The sequence below is a fragment of the Streptomyces sp. HUAS MS02 genome, assembly GCF_055702265.1.
Map to the genome: position 1 here is coordinate 5,090,598 of NZ_CM146747.1, position 15,715 is coordinate 5,106,312.

The 15,715-nt window shown below is 72.9% G+C and carries 13 protein-coding genes and 1 pseudogene; 8 read left to right on the top strand and 6 right to left on the bottom strand.

Annotated elements, in window-relative coordinates; genetic code table 11:
- Positions 1-95: 95 nt before the first annotated feature.
- Both ACZ9QC_RS21835 and ACZ9QC_RS21840 read right to left on the bottom strand, forming a co-directional pair.
- Positions 96-632 carry an SIP domain-containing protein gene (locus ACZ9QC_RS21835; protein ID WP_472921758.1) on the bottom strand — a complete coding sequence of 179 codons (537 nt, stop codon included), beginning with the start codon at positions 630-632 and terminating at the stop codon, positions 96-98.
- Positions 618-1,085: pseudogene (locus ACZ9QC_RS21840) on the bottom strand (siderophore-interacting protein); the annotation flags it as partial. The gene ACZ9QC_RS21835 and the pseudogene ACZ9QC_RS21840, both read right to left, overlap by 15 nt.
- A 79-nt stretch (positions 1,086-1,164) precedes the next feature.
- Between ACZ9QC_RS21840 and ACZ9QC_RS21845 the strand changes: the two are divergent.
- The 4 genes from ACZ9QC_RS21845 to ACZ9QC_RS21860 all read left to right on the top strand — a co-directional run bounded on the left by ACZ9QC_RS21845 (position 1,165) and on the right by ACZ9QC_RS21860 (position 7,186).
- The gene (locus ACZ9QC_RS21845; protein WP_472914672.1) at positions 1,165-3,534 is read left to right on the top strand and encodes a penicillin acylase family protein; all 2,370 of its coding nucleotides are present in this window, start codon (positions 1,165-1,167) and stop codon (positions 3,532-3,534) included.
- Complete coding sequence (locus tag ACZ9QC_RS21850) at positions 3,524-4,186, top strand: GNAT family N-acetyltransferase (protein WP_472914673.1); 663 nt, start codon at positions 3,524-3,526, stop codon at positions 4,184-4,186. Before ACZ9QC_RS21845 ends, ACZ9QC_RS21850 begins: the two co-directional genes overlap by 11 nt.
- 27 nt (positions 4,187-4,213) lie before the next feature.
- On the top strand, positions 4,214-4,714 hold the full coding sequence (locus ACZ9QC_RS21855) for a cupin domain-containing protein (protein ID WP_472914674.1): 501 nt from the start codon (positions 4,214-4,216) through the stop codon (positions 4,712-4,714).
- A 414-nt stretch (positions 4,715-5,128) separates the two neighbouring features.
- Complete coding sequence (locus tag ACZ9QC_RS21860; RefSeq protein ID WP_472914675.1) at positions 5,129-7,186, top strand: copper resistance CopC/CopD family protein; 2,058 nt, start codon at positions 5,129-5,131, stop codon at positions 7,184-7,186.
- A 55-nt stretch (positions 7,187-7,241) separates the two neighbouring features.
- Here the strand turns inward: ACZ9QC_RS21860 and ACZ9QC_RS21865 are convergent, their stop codons facing one another.
- Positions 7,242-8,330 carry a DUF72 domain-containing protein gene (locus ACZ9QC_RS21865; RefSeq protein WP_472914676.1) on the bottom strand — a complete coding sequence of 363 codons (1,089 nt, stop codon included), beginning with the start codon at positions 8,328-8,330 and terminating at the stop codon, positions 7,242-7,244.
- 99 nt (positions 8,331-8,429) lie between these two features.
- Positions 8,430-9,410: a TauD/TfdA dioxygenase family protein gene (locus tag ACZ9QC_RS21870; protein ID WP_472914677.1), complete on the bottom strand. Its 981-nt coding sequence runs from the start codon at positions 9,408-9,410 to the stop codon at positions 8,430-8,432.
- A gap of 257 nt (positions 9,411-9,667) precedes the next feature.
- Between ACZ9QC_RS21870 and ACZ9QC_RS21875 the strand changes: the two genes are divergently transcribed.
- Complete coding sequence (locus tag ACZ9QC_RS21875) at positions 9,668-10,624, top strand: NAD(P)-dependent oxidoreductase (protein WP_472914678.1); 957 nt, start codon at positions 9,668-9,670, stop codon at positions 10,622-10,624.
- A 112-nt stretch (positions 10,625-10,736) separates the two neighbouring features.
- Here ACZ9QC_RS21875 and ACZ9QC_RS21880 read toward each other — a convergent pair whose 3' ends face one another.
- Both ACZ9QC_RS21880 and ACZ9QC_RS21885 read right to left on the bottom strand, forming a co-directional pair.
- On the bottom strand, positions 10,737-12,098 hold the full coding sequence (locus ACZ9QC_RS21880) for a cation:proton antiporter (RefSeq protein ID WP_472914679.1): 1,362 nt from the start codon (positions 12,096-12,098) through the stop codon (positions 10,737-10,739).
- Positions 12,099-12,104: 6 nt separating this feature from the next.
- A complete protein-coding gene (locus ACZ9QC_RS21885; protein ID WP_472914680.1) occupies positions 12,105-12,590 on the bottom strand; it encodes a cation:proton antiporter regulatory subunit in 486 nt (161 codons plus the stop codon).
- Between the two features lie 444 nt (positions 12,591-13,034).
- On the opposite strand from ACZ9QC_RS21885, the gene ACZ9QC_RS21890 reads away from it, so the two are divergent.
- From ACZ9QC_RS21890 to gap, 3 genes are all read left to right on the top strand, one after another.
- The gene (locus ACZ9QC_RS21890) at positions 13,035-13,478 is read left to right on the top strand and encodes a hypothetical protein (RefSeq protein WP_472921759.1); all 444 of its coding nucleotides are present in this window, start codon (positions 13,035-13,037) and stop codon (positions 13,476-13,478) included.
- Between the two features lie 72 nt (positions 13,479-13,550).
- Positions 13,551-14,510, top strand: coding sequence for a GlxA family transcriptional regulator (locus tag ACZ9QC_RS21895; protein WP_472914681.1), 960 nt, complete (start codon positions 13,551-13,553; stop codon positions 14,508-14,510).
- Positions 14,511-14,626: 116 nt separating this feature from the next.
- Positions 14,627-15,703 (top strand): type I glyceraldehyde-3-phosphate dehydrogenase, encoded by a 1,077-nt coding sequence (gap, locus tag ACZ9QC_RS21900; RefSeq protein WP_472914682.1) that lies wholly within the window; start codon positions 14,627-14,629, stop codon positions 15,701-15,703.
- Positions 15,704-15,715: the final 12 nt, after the last annotated feature.

Here is a 15,715-nt window from a genome sequence, read left to right on the forward strand (position 1 = left end):
CCGCCGTGCCGCAGCCCGGCCTCGGATCCGCTTCGTCGGGGCGACGGACCGGGGCGCGGTCGTGTGTGCGGGGAAGGCGGGGCCCTCGGGCTTCGTCAGGGGCGCCAGTAGCCGAGGGCGTGGATGCGTTGCTTCGGCAGGCCCAGTTCCTTGCGGAAGTGCGCCGTCAGGGAACGGGTGGTCGCCGTGTCGCAGGCGATCCAGACGTAGGGGTCGGGGGTGTCGGCGAGCAGGGCGGGGGCGTCGGCCTTCACCTGGGCGATCAGGTGTGCGCCGGCGTCCTGACGTGAGATCGGGCGGACGTCGTGGCGGGAGGGATCGACACGGAAGGGGAGCCCGCCCGTGCCAGTGACGGCGCCTGTGCCAGTGACGGCGCCCGGCCCCGAGCTGGCCCCCGTTCCCGAGCTGCCCTCCGTCCCCGAGCTGGCCTTCGGCCCCGAGCTGGCCTTCGGCCCCGTGCCGCCCTCCGGCCCCGTGCCGCCCTCCGGCCCCGAGCCGGCGCCCGTCCCCGAGCCGGCCTCCGGCCCCGTGCCGCCCTCCGTCCCTGAGTCGGTGGCCCTGGGCGCCCCCGCCGGCCCCGAGGTCCGCGCCTCGCGCGTCGCCTCCGCGTCCGTAGGGGTCTCGAACCAGATCGTCGCCGGGGCCGAGGGGAGGGCGGTGAGGAGGGAGTTGATGGCGGGGAGGGAGGCCGGGTCGCCGATGACGAGGAGGTGGGAGGGGGCCGGGTCCGGGTCGGTGAAGGCGGTGCCCTGGACCGTGGCCTCGATGGTGTCACCCGGCTTCGCGGCGCGAGCCCAGTCGCTGGCGTGACCGTCGTGGAGGGCGAACTCCAGGCTGAAGGTGCCGGCCGCCGGGTCGGGGTCCACCAGGGTGTACGCCCGCTGGTGCGGTTTGCCGGCGGCGTCGAACCAGAGGCGGACCCACATCGTCGGATGGACGCCGGTGACCGCGAGCATGCCGCCGTCGGTGAGGTGAATCCGGCGGTAGTGCTCGGTGACTTGTTCCGCACCGGTCACCGTGAGGACGAAGTCCTTGCCCCGGAGCAGTTTGAGGACCGCCCCCTCCCAACCGTGCCCCTGCCCCATGGATTCTGCACCCTTCACGTACGCTTTGATCACGGATTGCTTAGGTGAGGCTAACCTAAATCACAGGCGGGGTGCAGAAATGCGGGACATCAGCGGTGTGCGGGGGCATGCTCGGGGGAGTGATTCAAGCCATGCCGGCTGTGCGGGCCATGCCAGCCATGCGGGCCATGGGGGCCTGGGGGGCCATGGGGCGTACGGGACTTTCCGTGATGCCTGGGGCATTCCGCATCTGCGCGCCACCGACGCCCGCGCTCTCGCCCACGCCCAGGGCCGGGTCACGGCCCTCGACCGGGCCTGGCAGCTGGAGGTCGAACGCCACCGTGTGCAGGGCACCTCGGCCGCCTTCCTCGGCGTGGACTCCCTCGGCTGGGACCGGTTCGCGAGACGGGCGCGTCTGGAGGACACGGCCCGAAGATGCTTCGCGCGGCTGGAGCGTACGGATCCGGAGAGCGCCGACTGGGTCCGCGCGTACGTGGAAGGCGTGAACGACGGACTCGTCGAGGGCGCCCGGCGCGCGCCCGAGTTCGCTCGTGCCGGGCTCGTGCCCGGCCGCTGGGAGGCCTGGCACCCGCTCGGGGTCTGGATCGCCACGCACATCCTGTTCGCCGGGTTCCCCGCCAAGCTCTGGCGCGAGGAGGCCGTACGGCATCTCGGAGCCGACGCGATCGGGCTCTTCGCCACCGACGGGCCCGCCACCTCCGGCAGCAACGGGTGGCTCGTCGACGGGTCCCGGACGGCCACCGGACGGGCCGTCATCGCCGGTGATCCGCACCGGTTCATCGAGGAGCCCGGGGTCTACCAGCAGATCCACCTCTCCTGCCCCGAGTTCGACGTCGTCGGCCTCGCCGTCCCGGGTATGCCGGGCATCGCCCACTTCGGTCACACCGGCGACGTGGCCTGGGCCATCACCAACGCCATGGCCGACTACCAGGATCTGTACCGGGAACGACTGCGGGTGGGGGTTCGCGAGGAGGCCGACCACCGGCCCGGGGGCGGGGAGGGCGGAGGTGTCGTCGAGGCGCTGGACCCCGACGGGGTGTGGCGGGCCGTGCACCGGCACGTGGAGGTCATCGAGGTCGCGGGCGGGGAGCCCGTCGAGGTCGAGGTGATCGAGACCGCTCGGGGGCCGGTCGTCATCGGGGGCCTGGACACCGACCCTGCTCCGGGTGACTCCGAGCCGGTCGGTCCCCTCAGCCTCCGGTATCCGCCGCGGGTGACCGGGGAACTCGGGATCGAGGCGCTGCTGCCGCTCCTCCGGGCCCGTGAGGTCGCCGACGTGGACCGCGCGTTCGACCGGTGGGCCGAGCCGGTGAACGTCGTGCAGGCCGCGGACACGCGGGGCGGGGTGCTGCACCGGGTGGCGGGCCGGGTGCCGGTGCGGAGCCGGGACAACCGGACGCGGGTGGTCGCGGCCTGGGAGCCGGGGCACGAGTGGGAAGGGTGGCACGAGACGCCGTACGGCACGTTCGAGGACGGTGTCGCGGTGATGGCCAACCAGCGTGGCCCGGCGACTCCGTTGGGCGTCGAGTTCGCTCCGCCGCACCGGGCGGAACGTATTCGCGCGCTGCTGGACGAGAAGCGGGTGTGGTCCGCCACGGACATGCCCGCGATCCACATGGACACCCATCTGGCCTCCGCCGGGCCCCTGTTGGCGCGCGTGGCCGCCGTCACCACCACCGACACCGCCGCGGCCGCGCTGCGCGAGCGGCTGCTCCGGTGGGACCGGCGGATGGGGGCCGACAGTGTCGACGCGGCGGCGTACGCGGCCTTGCGGGGGGCCGTCGTACGGCGGCTCGCCGCGGAGCCCGCCTTCGCGGCGCTCGCGGTGCCGCCGGCGTACCCCGAGGTCTTTCGCCCGTGGCTGTCGCTGACCGTGCGGATCGGGTTCGCGCTCGAACATCTGCTGCGGGCCGAGGAGTTGTACGGGATCGACCGGGACGCGCTCGTGCGGGAGGCGCTGGAGGAGGTCGCCGGCCTCGACACGGGGCGCTGGGGCGACGGCCACAGGCTCGTGCCCTGGCGTGCGCTCCCGGACGACGGCGCGGGCGGGCGTCCTGGCGGCGACACGGACGAGCGTTCCGGCACCGACGCCGGTGCCGACGGCCGTCGCGGCGACGGTGCCGACGGCCGTCCGCCTGTCGTCCCCGAGCCGGGGCTCGCCGGTGATCACGACTGTGTGCTCTGTACCTCCGCGGTCCCCGGCATCACCGACCTCAGCGCTCGCGGGCCCGCCGCCCGGTACGTGTGGGATCTGGCCCGGCGCGAGGACAGCCTCTGGGTGGTGCCGTTCGGGGCGTCCGGTGTCGGCGGGTCGCCTCACCACCGCGATCAACTGCCCCTGTGGCTCAGGGGAGATCTCGTACCGGTCGTCACGGACTGGGACCGGTTCACCAAGGACGACGACGTCGACGTCGACCACAGCAGCGAGGAGAAGCGTCATGACCGTTGAGCCCCAGGGGGCCACGACCGTCGAGCCCCGGGAGTCCCGGGAGTGCGGTGCGTCGTACGCCGACCGTGCGGCCGTGCACGAGCAGGCGGTGGACGGGTTCGGGACCCTGCGGATCCTGCCGTTGGACGCGAAGGCCGACGCCGCCGTGGTGCACGGCTGGGTGCGGGAACCGAGGGCCGAGTTCTGGGGCATGAACGGGCTCACGCAGGAGCAGGTCCGGGAGATCTACGAGGGCCTGGAGGCCTTCGACACGCACCACGCCTACCTCGCGGTGCGCGACGGCGAGCCCGTCGGGCTGCTGCAGACGTACGAGCCCGAGGCCGACCGGGTCGGCGAGTGCTACGACGTCGAGCCCGGGGACATCGGCGTCCATGTGCTGCTGGCGCCCGCCGGGGAGGCGGGAGCGCGGCCGGGGTGGTCGTCCGCGGTGCTGGCGGCCTTCACGTCGTACGTGTTCGTCGGGCTGGACCGGCGGCGGGTCGTCGTCGACCCCGACGAGCGGAACGAGAAGGCGATCGCGCGGTTCACCCGGCAGGGGTTCGCGCCCGGGCCCGCCGTCGTACTGCCGGAGATCGATCTGCCGGAGGTGTATCTGCCCGAGAAGCGGGCCCGGTTGGCCTTCCTGCGGCGGGAGACCGTGTTCGGTCAGTAGTTCGGGTGGTGGGCGTAGCCTCGGCGGATGACTCCCGAAGACCTCATAGCGCACTACGAGTTGGAGCCCATACCGCGCGAGGGCGGACGTTTCCGTCAGACGTGGGCCGGGCCCGAGCGGGGTGACGGGCGGCCCGAGGGGACCGCGATCGTCGCCCTGCTCACCACCGAACCCGGCGACTACTCCGCCCTGCACCGGCTGCCCGGCGACGAGATCTGGCACTTCCACCTCGGCGATCCGCTGCGGATGCTGCTGCTCGCCCCGGACGGGTCCTCGCGGACCGTCGTCCTCGGGCCGGACGTGCTCGGCGGGCAGCACGTGCAGTACGTCGTGCCAGCGGGGACCTGGATGGGGGCGCGCGTCCTGGGCGGTGGGGGTGGCGTCGGCGGTGGTGGGGGCTGGACCTTGTTCGGGTGCACGATGGCGCCGGGGTTCACCTACGAGGGGTACGAGCACGGGGACGCCGCGGAGCTGGCTCGGCTGTACCCGGACCGGGCCGCGGAGATAGGGGAGCTGGGGCGGGCGTAGGTACGGTGGCGGCCTGTACGGATCGCGTTGAACGGGGCGTTCGTGGTGTGCGTACCTGTTCGAGGAGTCCGAGAGCCGGCGACCGTGGATCCGGAGCACTACGTGGACCGAGGCAGGTACAGCGACCCCGTCGACGACAGGGCCAGGGGCTGGGACGAAGGCCGTACCCGAACCCGGGAACGGGACTGGGCGCGGGAACGGCGACGGCAACGGCAACGGCGATGGGAACGGCAACGGCAACGGGTCGAGAGCCGCGGCGAGGACAGAGGCGTGAGGCGATATGACGGAACCGGCGGGGCCACCGGCGGATCCGGAGGCCGTACGGCGGGCTCTCTCGGGGGCCGGGCCGGAGGCCGGGGCGCCGGATGGGGCGGAGGGCCGGTCGGTCGGCGGGCCCGAGGGGTTCAGCGCCTGGTGCTGCTGGGCACCGTGCTGGTCCTGTTCCTCCTCGGCGGGGCGGGTACCGCGTCCGCGCACGCCGCCCTCAAGGGAAGCGATCCCGTCGACGGAAGCGTCCTCGACGCCGCTCCCCGGGACATCACCCTCCGCTTCACCGAGTCGGTAAGCCTCCTGGAGGACTCCCTCCGCGTCATCGACCCGGAGAACCGGGCGGTCGACACGGGCAAGCCGGGGCGCGCGGGCGGCCGGGCCGACACGGTTCGGGTCACCCTCCCCACCGGCCTCGGCGACGGCACGTACACGATCGCCTGGCGTGTGGTCTCGGCCGACAGCCACCCCATCTCGGGCGCCCTGCTCTTCTCCATCGGCGAGCCGTCCGCGACCGCCGCGGCCCTCCCCGCCGACCTCACCGAGGACCCGCTCACCTCATCCCTCTACGACATCACCCGGTACTTCGCGTACGGCGCCCTCGCCCTGCTCATCGGCGTGACCTTCTTCCTGGCGGTCGTGCTCGGCGGGCCGAGCGAGGTGCTGCGCAAGCTGCTGCTGTCCGGCTGGCTGGCCCTGCTGCTGGCCTCGGCGGCCCTGCTGCTGCTTCGTGGACCGTACGAGCGGGGCAGCGGGATCGGGACCGCCCTCGACCCCTCCCTGCTGCGCGACACGCTGGTCAGCCGGCCGGGGCTCGCGCTGCTGGCCCGGCTGGGCCTGCTCGCGGTGGCCGCCCTCCTCCTCGTACGCGTACGCCGGCAGGGGGACCGGCAGGAGTGGGGGAAGGGTGCGCTCGTCTGCGGGGCGCTGCTCTCTGTCGGTCTCGCCGGGACCTGGGCGGCCGCGGAGCACGCCTCCGCCGGTATCCAGGTGCCGGTCGCGATGACCTCCTCCGTGCTGCATCTGCTCGCCATGGCCGTCTGGCTGGGCGGGCTGACCGCACTGCTGACCGTCCTGTACCGGGCGCCGAGGACGCTGACGGCCGCCGTGGTCCACCGGTTCTCCCGGCTCGCCTTCGTCTCGGTGGTCGTCCTGGTCGTCACCGGCGTCTACCAGTCCTGGCGCGGCCTCGGCTCTTGGTCCGCCTTCACCTCCACGGCGTACGGGGAGGTCCTCGTCGCCAAGCTGGTCGCGGTGCTGCTTCTGCTGGCGGCGGCGGCGTTCTCGCGGCGCTGGACGGGCCGGGTGGGGGCGGCCGAAGGGCGGGAGCGGGGTGAGGTTCGTGAGCAGGGCGAGGTGCGTGAGTCGGGCGAAGTGCGTGACTCGGGCGCGGTTCCTGAGCAGGCGGGCGCGGCCGTGCCGGCGACCGTGGCGGTCTCGGCGGCGGTGAAGGTGACGGCGCGGGTGCCGGAGCGGGCGCCCCGGCGTGTGGGAGCCGGCGAGGCGGCCGACGCTTCCGACGACGCCGCCGACCGGGCTTCCGGGGGTGCGGGCGATCAGGGGGATGGCGAGGGCTCGTCCGACACCGCCGGCTCCTCGCACCCCTCCGCCTCTTCCACCCTCTCCGCCTCTTCCACCCTCTCCGCCTCTTCCACCCCCTTCACCACCTCCATCCCCTCCACCTCACCGTCTTCTGAGGACTCCCCCGGCGATCTGCCCCGCCAGGGGCTCAGGCGTTCCGTGCTCGCGGAGTTCACCGTCGCGGTCGTCGTGCTGGTGATCACCACCGTGTTGACGGGGACCCTGCCGGGGCGGGCGGCGGTGGAGATCGCCGAGGAGAGCGCGGGACAGGCGGCCGGCGGTGTCACGGCCTCCTCGTCGACGGTCCCCTTCGACGTCGGCACCCCGAACGGCCACGGCAAGGTCCAGATCGACCTCGGCCCGGGGCGGGTGGGCAGGAACTCCGTGCAGGCCGTGGTCTTCGGCCCCGACGACGGCATCGCCACCGTCCCGGAACTGCGACTCACCTTCACCCTGAAGTCCCAGAAGATCGGCCCGATCGACGCGAAGCTCACCGACCGCGGCGGCTACTGGGCCACGGACACCCTCCAACTCCCTCTGCCCGGCAGGTGGACGATGAAGCTCACGGTCCGCACGACGGACATCGACCAGGTCACGGTGGAGAAGTCGGTGCGGGTGAGTTAGTGACCAGTGGCCTCCCTGGGGGCCTTTACTGGTGGCCTTTCCGGTGGCGGCGGGGTCACGCCGTGTCGAGCACCCGCCGCATCGTCTCCGCCGCCCTCACGGCCGCGTCGGCGCAGCAGTTGTTGAAGAGGACGTGCAGTTCGTCGACCTGTTCGGCGGCCTCCCGCAACCGGGGTGCCCACGCGCGGAGTTCGGCCTCGGTGTACGCGTACCGGAAGCGGTCCTCCTTGCTGCCCGTGCCCCAGGCCGGGCTGCGGCCGTGGAACCGTACGACGGCGAGATCCGGGGAGGTGACGGGGACGAAGGGCGGCACGGAGGACTCCAGTCCCTGGGCCATGTCGACCCCCACGGCGACAAGGCCGAGCCGGGACAGTAACGCCGCCGTACGGTCGGCCTGTTCGCCCTGCCACCACGCCGGGTGCCGGAACTCGACCGAGACGGGCCAGCCGGCCGTACGCTCCGCACACTCCTCCAGCGTCTGTTCCGGAGTCCTCTCGGCGAGCCTCCCGGAAGCCCGCACCGGCGTGGTCCGGGAAGTCCTCACCGACGAGGTGCTCCCGGAAGCCCTCGGCGCCGACGTGCTCCCGGAAGGTCTCGGCACCGACGTGCTCCGAGAAGTCCTCACCGGCGTGCTGAGGGCGGCCCTGCTCGGCCGATGTGCGTCCGCCTCCTCCTCCGCCTCCTCCGGCTCCTCCGGCTCCTCCGGCCCTCTGCCCGGCGCGAACCACGGCGGGAACTGGAACAGCACCGCTCCCAGCCGCCCCGCCGTCCGCAACGGCTCGATGGCGTGGGCGAACCGCTCCCAGACCCGGTCCAGTACGGCGGCGGGGGCCCCGCGGCGCAGTTCAGCCCCCAGGGACTCCCGCAGGTCCGCGGGGAGGGCCGCCGGGCGGGTCGGGTGGCCGGTGAGGAGGGAGAACGCCTTGACGTCGAAGCGGAATTCGGGCGGTGTCCGCTCGGCCCACAGCAGGCTGTTGCGGCGGCTGGGCAGGGCGTAGTAGCCGGAATCCACCTCGACGACCGGGAACTGCTCGGCGTAGTAACGGAGTCGGGGCTCGGGGTCGCGATGGCCGCGTGGGTACCAGCCGCTGGCCAGCAGCGCGCGGTCGGTCCAGGAGCAGGTTCCGACGAGTACATCACCCATGCGGTGCCGGTTACCCGAAATCCGGTCCTGACCACGTACCGACCGACGACCGCGCCGAACGGGCCGACTCGCCCACGGCGGGCCACGCGGCCTCCGTCGCTACGCGCTCCGGTCGTGGAGCGGTGCGCCGCAGAGGGACTTGGACGGGGTGCCGTCCACGCCGACCGGCGGGTCCCCGGCGACCATGACCCGGTGCATGATGCGCGGGAAGTCCAGGTGGGCGGTGTCGCTGGGGGCCAGGTGGACGGTGGCGCGGTTGTCCCAGAGAGCCACCGACCCCGGCTCCCAGCGGAAGCGGACCGTGTACTCGGGGCGGGTGATCTGCTCGACGAACAGTTCCAGGAGGAGCCGGCTCTCGGCCCGGGTGACGTCGACGATGTTCTCGACGTAGTACGGGTTGATGTACAGGATCCGTTCGCCGGTCTCGGGGTGGACGCGGACCACCGGGTGGACGGAGGCGACCTGGTGGTCCTGGAGGTGGCGGAGATAGGGGTCCGGGCCGGACCGGGCGAGGTAGCCGACGCCGAGCCGGTGCTCGGCGCGCAGCCCGTCGGCGAACCGGCGCACCGGCTCGGACAGGCCCGCGTAGGCGGTCGCGAGGTTCGCCCAGGTGGTGTCACCGCCGTACGGGGGCACGCGTTCGGCGCGGAGCAGGGTCAGCGCGGGCGGGTCGATGCGCGCGGTGTGGTCGGCGTGCCAGCCCCGGAGGGTCGAGTGACGGCGGCGCTCCAGCCATTCGGCCTGGTCCATGCCGTGCTTGCGGCCCAGTTCCTGCCGGTCGGCGGTGGTCTCGATCTCGGGGTGCCCGGCGGGGGAGACCGAGCCCCGCGATCGCAGCCGGATCGGCTCCCCGAGGCGGCGCGCGAACGCGATCTGCGCGGCGTGGTCCAGCCGCTGCCCCCGGAAGAACACGACCTTCCAGCGGAGCAGCGCCGCGCGGATGCCGGCGACCGTCGCGTCGTCGAGCGGGGCGGCGAGGTCGACGCCGTGGATGTCGGCGCCGATGTACCCGGAGGCCGGGCGTACGTCCAGACCGCCGCCGGTGGGCCCCGTCGAGGACCTGTTCGTGTCGATGCTCACCTGGCCCGGTCTTCCCACGCCACCGCCCGCGCATGCGGCCCGGCCGTGAGCTGACCTGATCCCTCGCCTCGTCGGGCTGACCTGATCCCTCACCCCGTCGAGCTGACCTGATCCCTCACCCCGTCGGGTTCCGACGTCCTCGCGTTCAGCTGTGCGCCGCCTCCGCCAAGTGCCTCCCGCCCGGTGTCGTAGCGGCCTCCACCCCTCCCCGAGCTGCGAAACTGCCAACGCACTGTACGCGGCAGGAAGTTGGCGTCATGACTGACAAGCTCACCGTAAGCGTCCTGGGTACCGGCATCATGGGGGCCGCGATGGCCCGCAACCTGGTCCGCGCCGGTCACACCGTGCGGGTGTGGAACCGCACCCGGCAGAAGGCCGAGGCCCTCGCCGCCGACGGTGCGCAGGTCGCCGGAACCCCGGCGGAGGCCGTACGCGGTGCCGACGTGGTGCTCACCGTGCTGTACGACGGGGCAGCGGCCAGGGACGTGATGCGGGAGGCGGGGTCCGCGCTCGGCCCCGGCACGGCCTGGGTCCAGTCCACCACCGCCGGACTGGAGGCCGTCGCCGAACTGGCCGCGCTGGCCGACGAACACGGACTGCTCTTCTACGACGCCCCGGTCCTCGGCACACGGCAGCCGGCCGAGGCGGGGCAGCTGACGGTGCTGGCGGCGGGGCCGGTCGCGGGCCGGGAGACGGTGACCCCGGTGTTCGACGCCGTGGGCGCCCGTACGGTCTGGACCGGCGAGGACGGCGCGGCGGGCACCGCGACCCGGCTCAAACTGGTGGCCAACAGCTGGGTGCTGGCCGCCACCAACGCGGCCGGAGAGGTCCTCGCCCTGTCCAAGGCCCTGGATGTCGACCCGCGCTCCTTCTTCGCGATCATCGAGGGCGGCCCGCTCGACATGGGCTATCTGCGCGCCAAGTCCGCGCTGATCCTCGACGGTGGCCTGTCCCCGGCGTCCTTCGCGGTCTCGACCGCCGCCAAGGACGCCCGCCTGATCGTCGAGGCCGGGGAGCGGTACGGGGTACGCCTCGACGTGGCCGCCGCCGGCGCCGAACGCCTGGCCCGCGCCGCCGCACAGGGCCACGCGGACGAGGACATGGCGGCCGCGTACTTCGCGAGCTTCGAGGAGGGCGAGGGAGAGGGCGAGGTCGAGGGAGAGGGAGAGGGTGAGGGTGAGGGAACAGGTGGTTCCGCAGGGGGACGTGGCTGACGTTCCCGCCTCCGGCACCGGAACTCACGCGGGGTGCACTGTCTTGCCACATGCCGCACTGTCCTGCCACCTGGGACGCCCGCCACGGCCCCCTTCCTCGCAACGCACGCGGTCATCTGTCGGCCGGCACACCGTCACCCAGTTCGGTCGACGCGGGATCACCTGGTCCGGCCGACGTGCGATCACCCGGTCCGGTCGGCGGGCCTTCCGCCGCGGCCGGCCCGCGCCCACCCCATCGGTCGGTGACCCACATCGCCACCGGCTCCGTCCACCGGGCGGTCAGCGGGCCGACGATCACCAGGATGAGGACGTACGCCGTGGCCAGCGGGCCGAGGGACGGTTCGATGCCGGCGGTGACGGCGAGCCCGGCGATGACGATCGAGAACTCGCCGCGCGCGACGAGCGTGCCGCCCGCCCGCCACCGCCCCTTGGTGGAGATACCGGCCCGGCGCGCGGCCCAGTACCCGGTGGCGACCTTCGTCAGCGCGGTGACGAAGGCGAGGGCGAGCGCGGGCAGCAGCACCGGCGGAATGCTGGCGGGGTCGGTGTGCAGGCCGAAGAAGACGAAGAACACGGCGGCGAACAGGTCCCGCAGCGGCGCCAGCAGACTGTGCGCGCCCTCGGCCACCTCACCCGACAACGCGATGCCCACCAGGAACGCGCCCACCGCCGCCGACACCTGCAACTGCTGCGCGAGCCCGGCGACGACGAGCGTCACCCCCAGCACGACGAGCAGCAGCTTCTCGGGATCGTCGCTGGAGACGAAGCGCGAGATGTGCCGGCCGTAGCGCACGGCCACCACGAGCACGACCCCGGCGGTACCGAGCGCGATGGCCAGCGTCGCGCTGCCCGCCGCGAGCCCGGCCCCGGCCAGGAGCGCGGTGAGGATGGGCAGGTAGACGGCCATGGAGAGGTCTTCGAGGACCAGGATGCTGAGGATGACGGGGGTTTCGCGGTTGCCGAGCCGTCCGAGGTCGCCGAGGACCTTGGCGATGACGCCGGAGGAGGAGATCCAGGTGACGCCGGCGAGGACGACGGCGGCGACGGGTCCCCAGCCGAGCAGCAGTGCCATGGCGGCGCCGGGCAGGGCGTTGAGGGCGGCGTCGACGAGTCCGGCGGGGTACTGGGTCTTGAGGTTGGAGACGAGGTCGCTGGCGGTGTATTCCAGGCCGAGCATGAGCAGCAGCAGGATCACGCCGATCTCGGCGCCGATCGCCACGAACTCCTCGCTGGTGCCGAGCGGCAGCAACCCGCCCTTCCCGAAGGCGAGTCCGGCCAGCAGATACAACGGGATCGGCGAGAGCCGGAACCGCCCGGCGAACCGCCCCAGCAGTCCCAGCCCGAGGATGATCGCGCCGAACTCGATCAGGAAGACGGCGGAGGAGTGCCCCGAGGACCCCGAGGACGCCGAGGACGACGACTGGGCGAGAAGGTGCGCGACGGGCTGATCGGTGATGTGGACAGCGAGGTGCATGAGGGCTCACGTCCGCCCGAGTATCGCGGCGGCGGTGTCCACGCCCTCACGGGTGCCGATCACGATGAGCGTGTCACCGCCGGCCAGCCGGAAGTCCGGCATCGGCGACGGAATCGCCTCGGCCCGCCGCAGTACGGCCACGATCGACGCGCCCGTCTCGGTCCGCATCCGGGTGTCGCCCAGGACGCGCCCGTTCCAGTGCGAGGTCGACGCCAGTTCGATCCGCTCCGCGACGAGCCCCAACTCCGTGGTGGACAGCAGGTTCGGGCTGTGGTGGTCCGCCGCCAGCGCGTCGACTAGGGCAGTCGCCTCGCCCGAAGTGAGCCGTACCGACAGCGCGCACGCGTCCGGATCGTCCTTGCGGTACGCGCTCAACGTCCGCGCACCGTCCCGATGAGCGACCACCGAGATCCGCCGCTGCTCCCTGGTCGTGAGGTCGTAACGGACCCCGATTCCCGGCAACGGCGTACTGCTGAGGCGCGGAGCACCCACAGTTGGCCTCCTGTCTGATTCGGATATGTCATCGGACAACCGACGGTGCCACCCTAACGAGACCTCGAACACCGGCCTCCGGCCGCCGGGTGGGCCCTCCGATGGAACAATCCCCCTTCACCCCCCGGGACCGGCACACCAACCCGGTCGAGAGGGCTGACCGAAAGGAACCAGCACCATGACCCCCACGGGTGTCCCCACCCCCCGCACAGCGGGCACCCCGACGGCACACGCCACGGCCCCCCGGACCCGGACCAGCACCCCACGGACGGCCCACCCGAGGAGCAGGACGAGAGCCCCCCGGACCGCGCCGATACCCTCCCCTCCCAGAGCTCTCTCCCCTCACATGCTTTCCTCGACCCCGACCTCGACCTCGACCCCGACCAGGACCTCGACCGCGCGCCGCCCCGTCCCGCGAGGCCTCCAGACCCCCGGAGCGTGCCCGTGATCCAGTGGGTGTCCCTGGGGAGCGGCCCGCGCCCCGTCCCCCAACCCGCGGCGACCCCTTTGGTGTGGGCGACGGCCTTCGGGGGCGCGATGGCGCTGGTGGCCCTCCTGAACGCACTGGTCGGCACGGACCGCCCCGGCCTCGCCCTGGCGGCCCTGTCCCTGCTCGCCGCACTGCTCGGCGTGTACGCCCGCTTCATCGCGGCCCCCGGTACGGCCGCCCTGTGCTGGCTGTTCCTCAACGGCTTCGCCATCCCACCCGCAGGGGTCCTGACCTGGGCCAACCCCCGCGACACCTTCTGGCTGGTCTGCCTCCTCACCGCGGCCCTCACCGGCACGACCCTGGCCCGCCTCCTCCAGGCCCGCGCCGCCTACCGCCGCCTCACCACGGCCCACGCCCCACCCACCCCCGAGCCGCCGGACTGGCCGTACACCCACTGACCGCGACCGCGACAACATGCCCTGGTGCGCGGGGCGTAGGGACCGGCCACCGGCTCCTCGTACCCTGTCCCCGTGCCGTCGTCCTCCCGCCTGCACCGCGTCGCCGTCCTGGTGCTCGTGGGTGCGAAGCCGCTCGATGTCGGCATCCCCGCGCAGGTGTTCACGACCCGCGCGAGCATGCCGTACGAGGTGCGCGTGTGCGGGGCGACCCCCGGTCTCGTGACCGGCGGCGACGGCCTGTCGTACTACGTCGCCCACGGACTCGACGCGCTCGCCTGGGCCGACATCGTCTTCATCCCCGGGTACCGGTTCCCGGACCGCGACGACCCGCCGCGGGCCGTCGTCGAGGCGCTGATCGAGGCCCACGCCCGGGGCACGCGGCTCGCCGCCATCTCGACGGGCGCCTTCGCGCTCGCCGCGACGGGCCTGCTCGACGGCAGACGCGCCACGACGCACTGGCACTACGCACGGGCGCTCGCGGCGAAGCATCCGCTGGTCCGGGTCGACGAGAACGTGCTGTTCGTCGACGAGGGGAGCGTGCTGACGTCGGCGGGCGCCGCCTCCGGCATCGACCTGTGCCTGCACATCCTGCGCGGCGACCTCGGAGTGGCCGCGTCGAACCACGCGGCCCGGCGCCTGGTCGCGGCCCCGTACCGCAGCGGCGGCCAGGCGCAGTACGTACCGCGCAGTGTGCCCGAGCCGCTCGGGGAGCGGTTCGCCGCCACCCGTGAATGGGCGCTGCACCGGCTCGACGAGCCCCTCACCCTGGACATTCTCGCCGGGCACGCGGCGGTCTCGCCGCGTACGTTCTCGCGGCGCTTCGTCGAGGACACGGGGTACACGCCGATGCAGTGGGTCATGCGGGCCCGCATCGACGTGGCGCGTGAGCTGCTGGAGCGCTCGCAGCGGAGCGTCGAGCAGATCGCCGCCGACGTCGGGTTGGGCACGGGCGCGAATCTGCGGCTGCACTTCCAGCGCGTCCTGGGCACCACACCGAGCGAGTACCGGCGCACCTTCACCCAGGGCGAGTAGCCCGTCGCCATATGGCGCGATCCTTTTGAACCGTGGCGATCACGCCGCTGTCCCGGCCGTGTGCCGCGCGCGACGCTGGTGGCGAATCGACGAATCGAAGGGACAGGACACCGCTCATGACTCGCATCGCGATCAACGGATTCGGCCGCATCGGACGCAACGTGCTGCGCGCACTGCTCGAACGCGACAGCACCAGCGGCAACGGCAACGCCAAGGGCAACGGCAGTGACCGCGACCGCGACCGCGATCTCGATGTCGATCTCGATGTCGATCTCGAAATCGTCGCCGTCAACGACCTCACGGAGCCCGCCACCCTCGCCAGGCTGCTCGCCTACGACAGCACCGCCGGCCGTCTCGGACGTCCGGTGACCGTCGAGGGGAACACCCTGGTCGTCGACGGCCGCCGGATCACGGTGCTGGCCGAGCGTGAGCCCGCGCAGCTGCCGTGGGCCGAACTCGGCGTCGACATCGTCCTGGAGGCCACCGGCCGCTTCACCTCGGCGAAGGCAGCCCGGGCCCACCTCGACGCGGGCGCGAAGAAGGTGCTCGTCAGCGCACCGTCGGACGGCGCGGACGTCACGCTCGCGTACGGCGTCAACACCGACGCGTACGACCCGGACGTACACACGATCGTCTCGAACGCGTCGTGCACGACCAACGCGCTCGCGCCGCTGGCCGCGGTCCTCGACGAACTGGCCGGCATCGAGCACGGCTTCATGACGACGGTGCACGCCTACACGCAGGAGCAGAACCTCCAGGACGGCCCGCACCGCGACGCCCGCCGCGCCCGCGCCGCGGCCGTCAACATCGTGCCGACCACGACGGGCGCCGCCAAGGCGATCGGCCTGGTCCTGCCGAACCTGGACGGCAAGCTGTCCGGCGACTCGATCCGGGTCCCCGTCCCGGTCGGTTCGATCGTGGAACTCAACACGACCGTGGCCCGGGACGTGACGCGCGACGAGGTCCTGGCGGCGTACCGCGCGGCGGCGGAGGGCCCGCTCGTCGGCGTCCTCGAGTACTCGGAAGACCCGCTGGTCTCCGCCGACATCACGGGCAACCCGGCCTCGTCGATCTTCGACTCGGCCCTCACCCGCGTCGACGGCCGCCACATCAAGGTGGTCGCCTGGTACGACAACGAGTGGGGCTTCTCGAACCGGGTCATAGACACCCTCACCCTCCTGGCCACCCCCTGACGACGCCCGACC

What these genes read in the sequence shown, in the direction of transcription:
- ACZ9QC_RS21845 (WP_472914672.1), top strand. Translation starts at nt 1,165, where the DNA reads ATGCGGGACATCAGCGGTGTGCGGGGGCATGCTCGGGGGAGTGATTCA.
- ACZ9QC_RS21850 (WP_472914673.1), top strand. Translation starts at nt 3,524, where the DNA reads ATGACCGTTGAGCCCCAGGGGGCCACGACCGTCGAGCCCCGGGAGTCC.
- ACZ9QC_RS21855 (WP_472914674.1), top strand. Translation starts at nt 4,214, where the DNA reads ATGACTCCCGAAGACCTCATAGCGCACTACGAGTTGGAGCCCATACCG.
- ACZ9QC_RS21865 (WP_472914676.1), bottom strand. Translation starts at nt 8,330, where the DNA reads ATGGGTGATGTACTCGTCGGAACCTGCTCCTGGACCGACCGCGCGCTG.
- ACZ9QC_RS21875 (WP_472914678.1), top strand. Translation starts at nt 9,668, where the DNA reads ATGACTGACAAGCTCACCGTAAGCGTCCTGGGTACCGGCATCATGGGG.
- ACZ9QC_RS21880 (WP_472914679.1), bottom strand. Translation starts at nt 12,098, where the DNA reads ATGCACCTCGCTGTCCACATCACCGATCAGCCCGTCGCGCACCTTCTC.
- gap (WP_472914682.1), top strand. Translation starts at nt 14,627, where the DNA reads ATGACTCGCATCGCGATCAACGGATTCGGCCGCATCGGACGCAACGTG.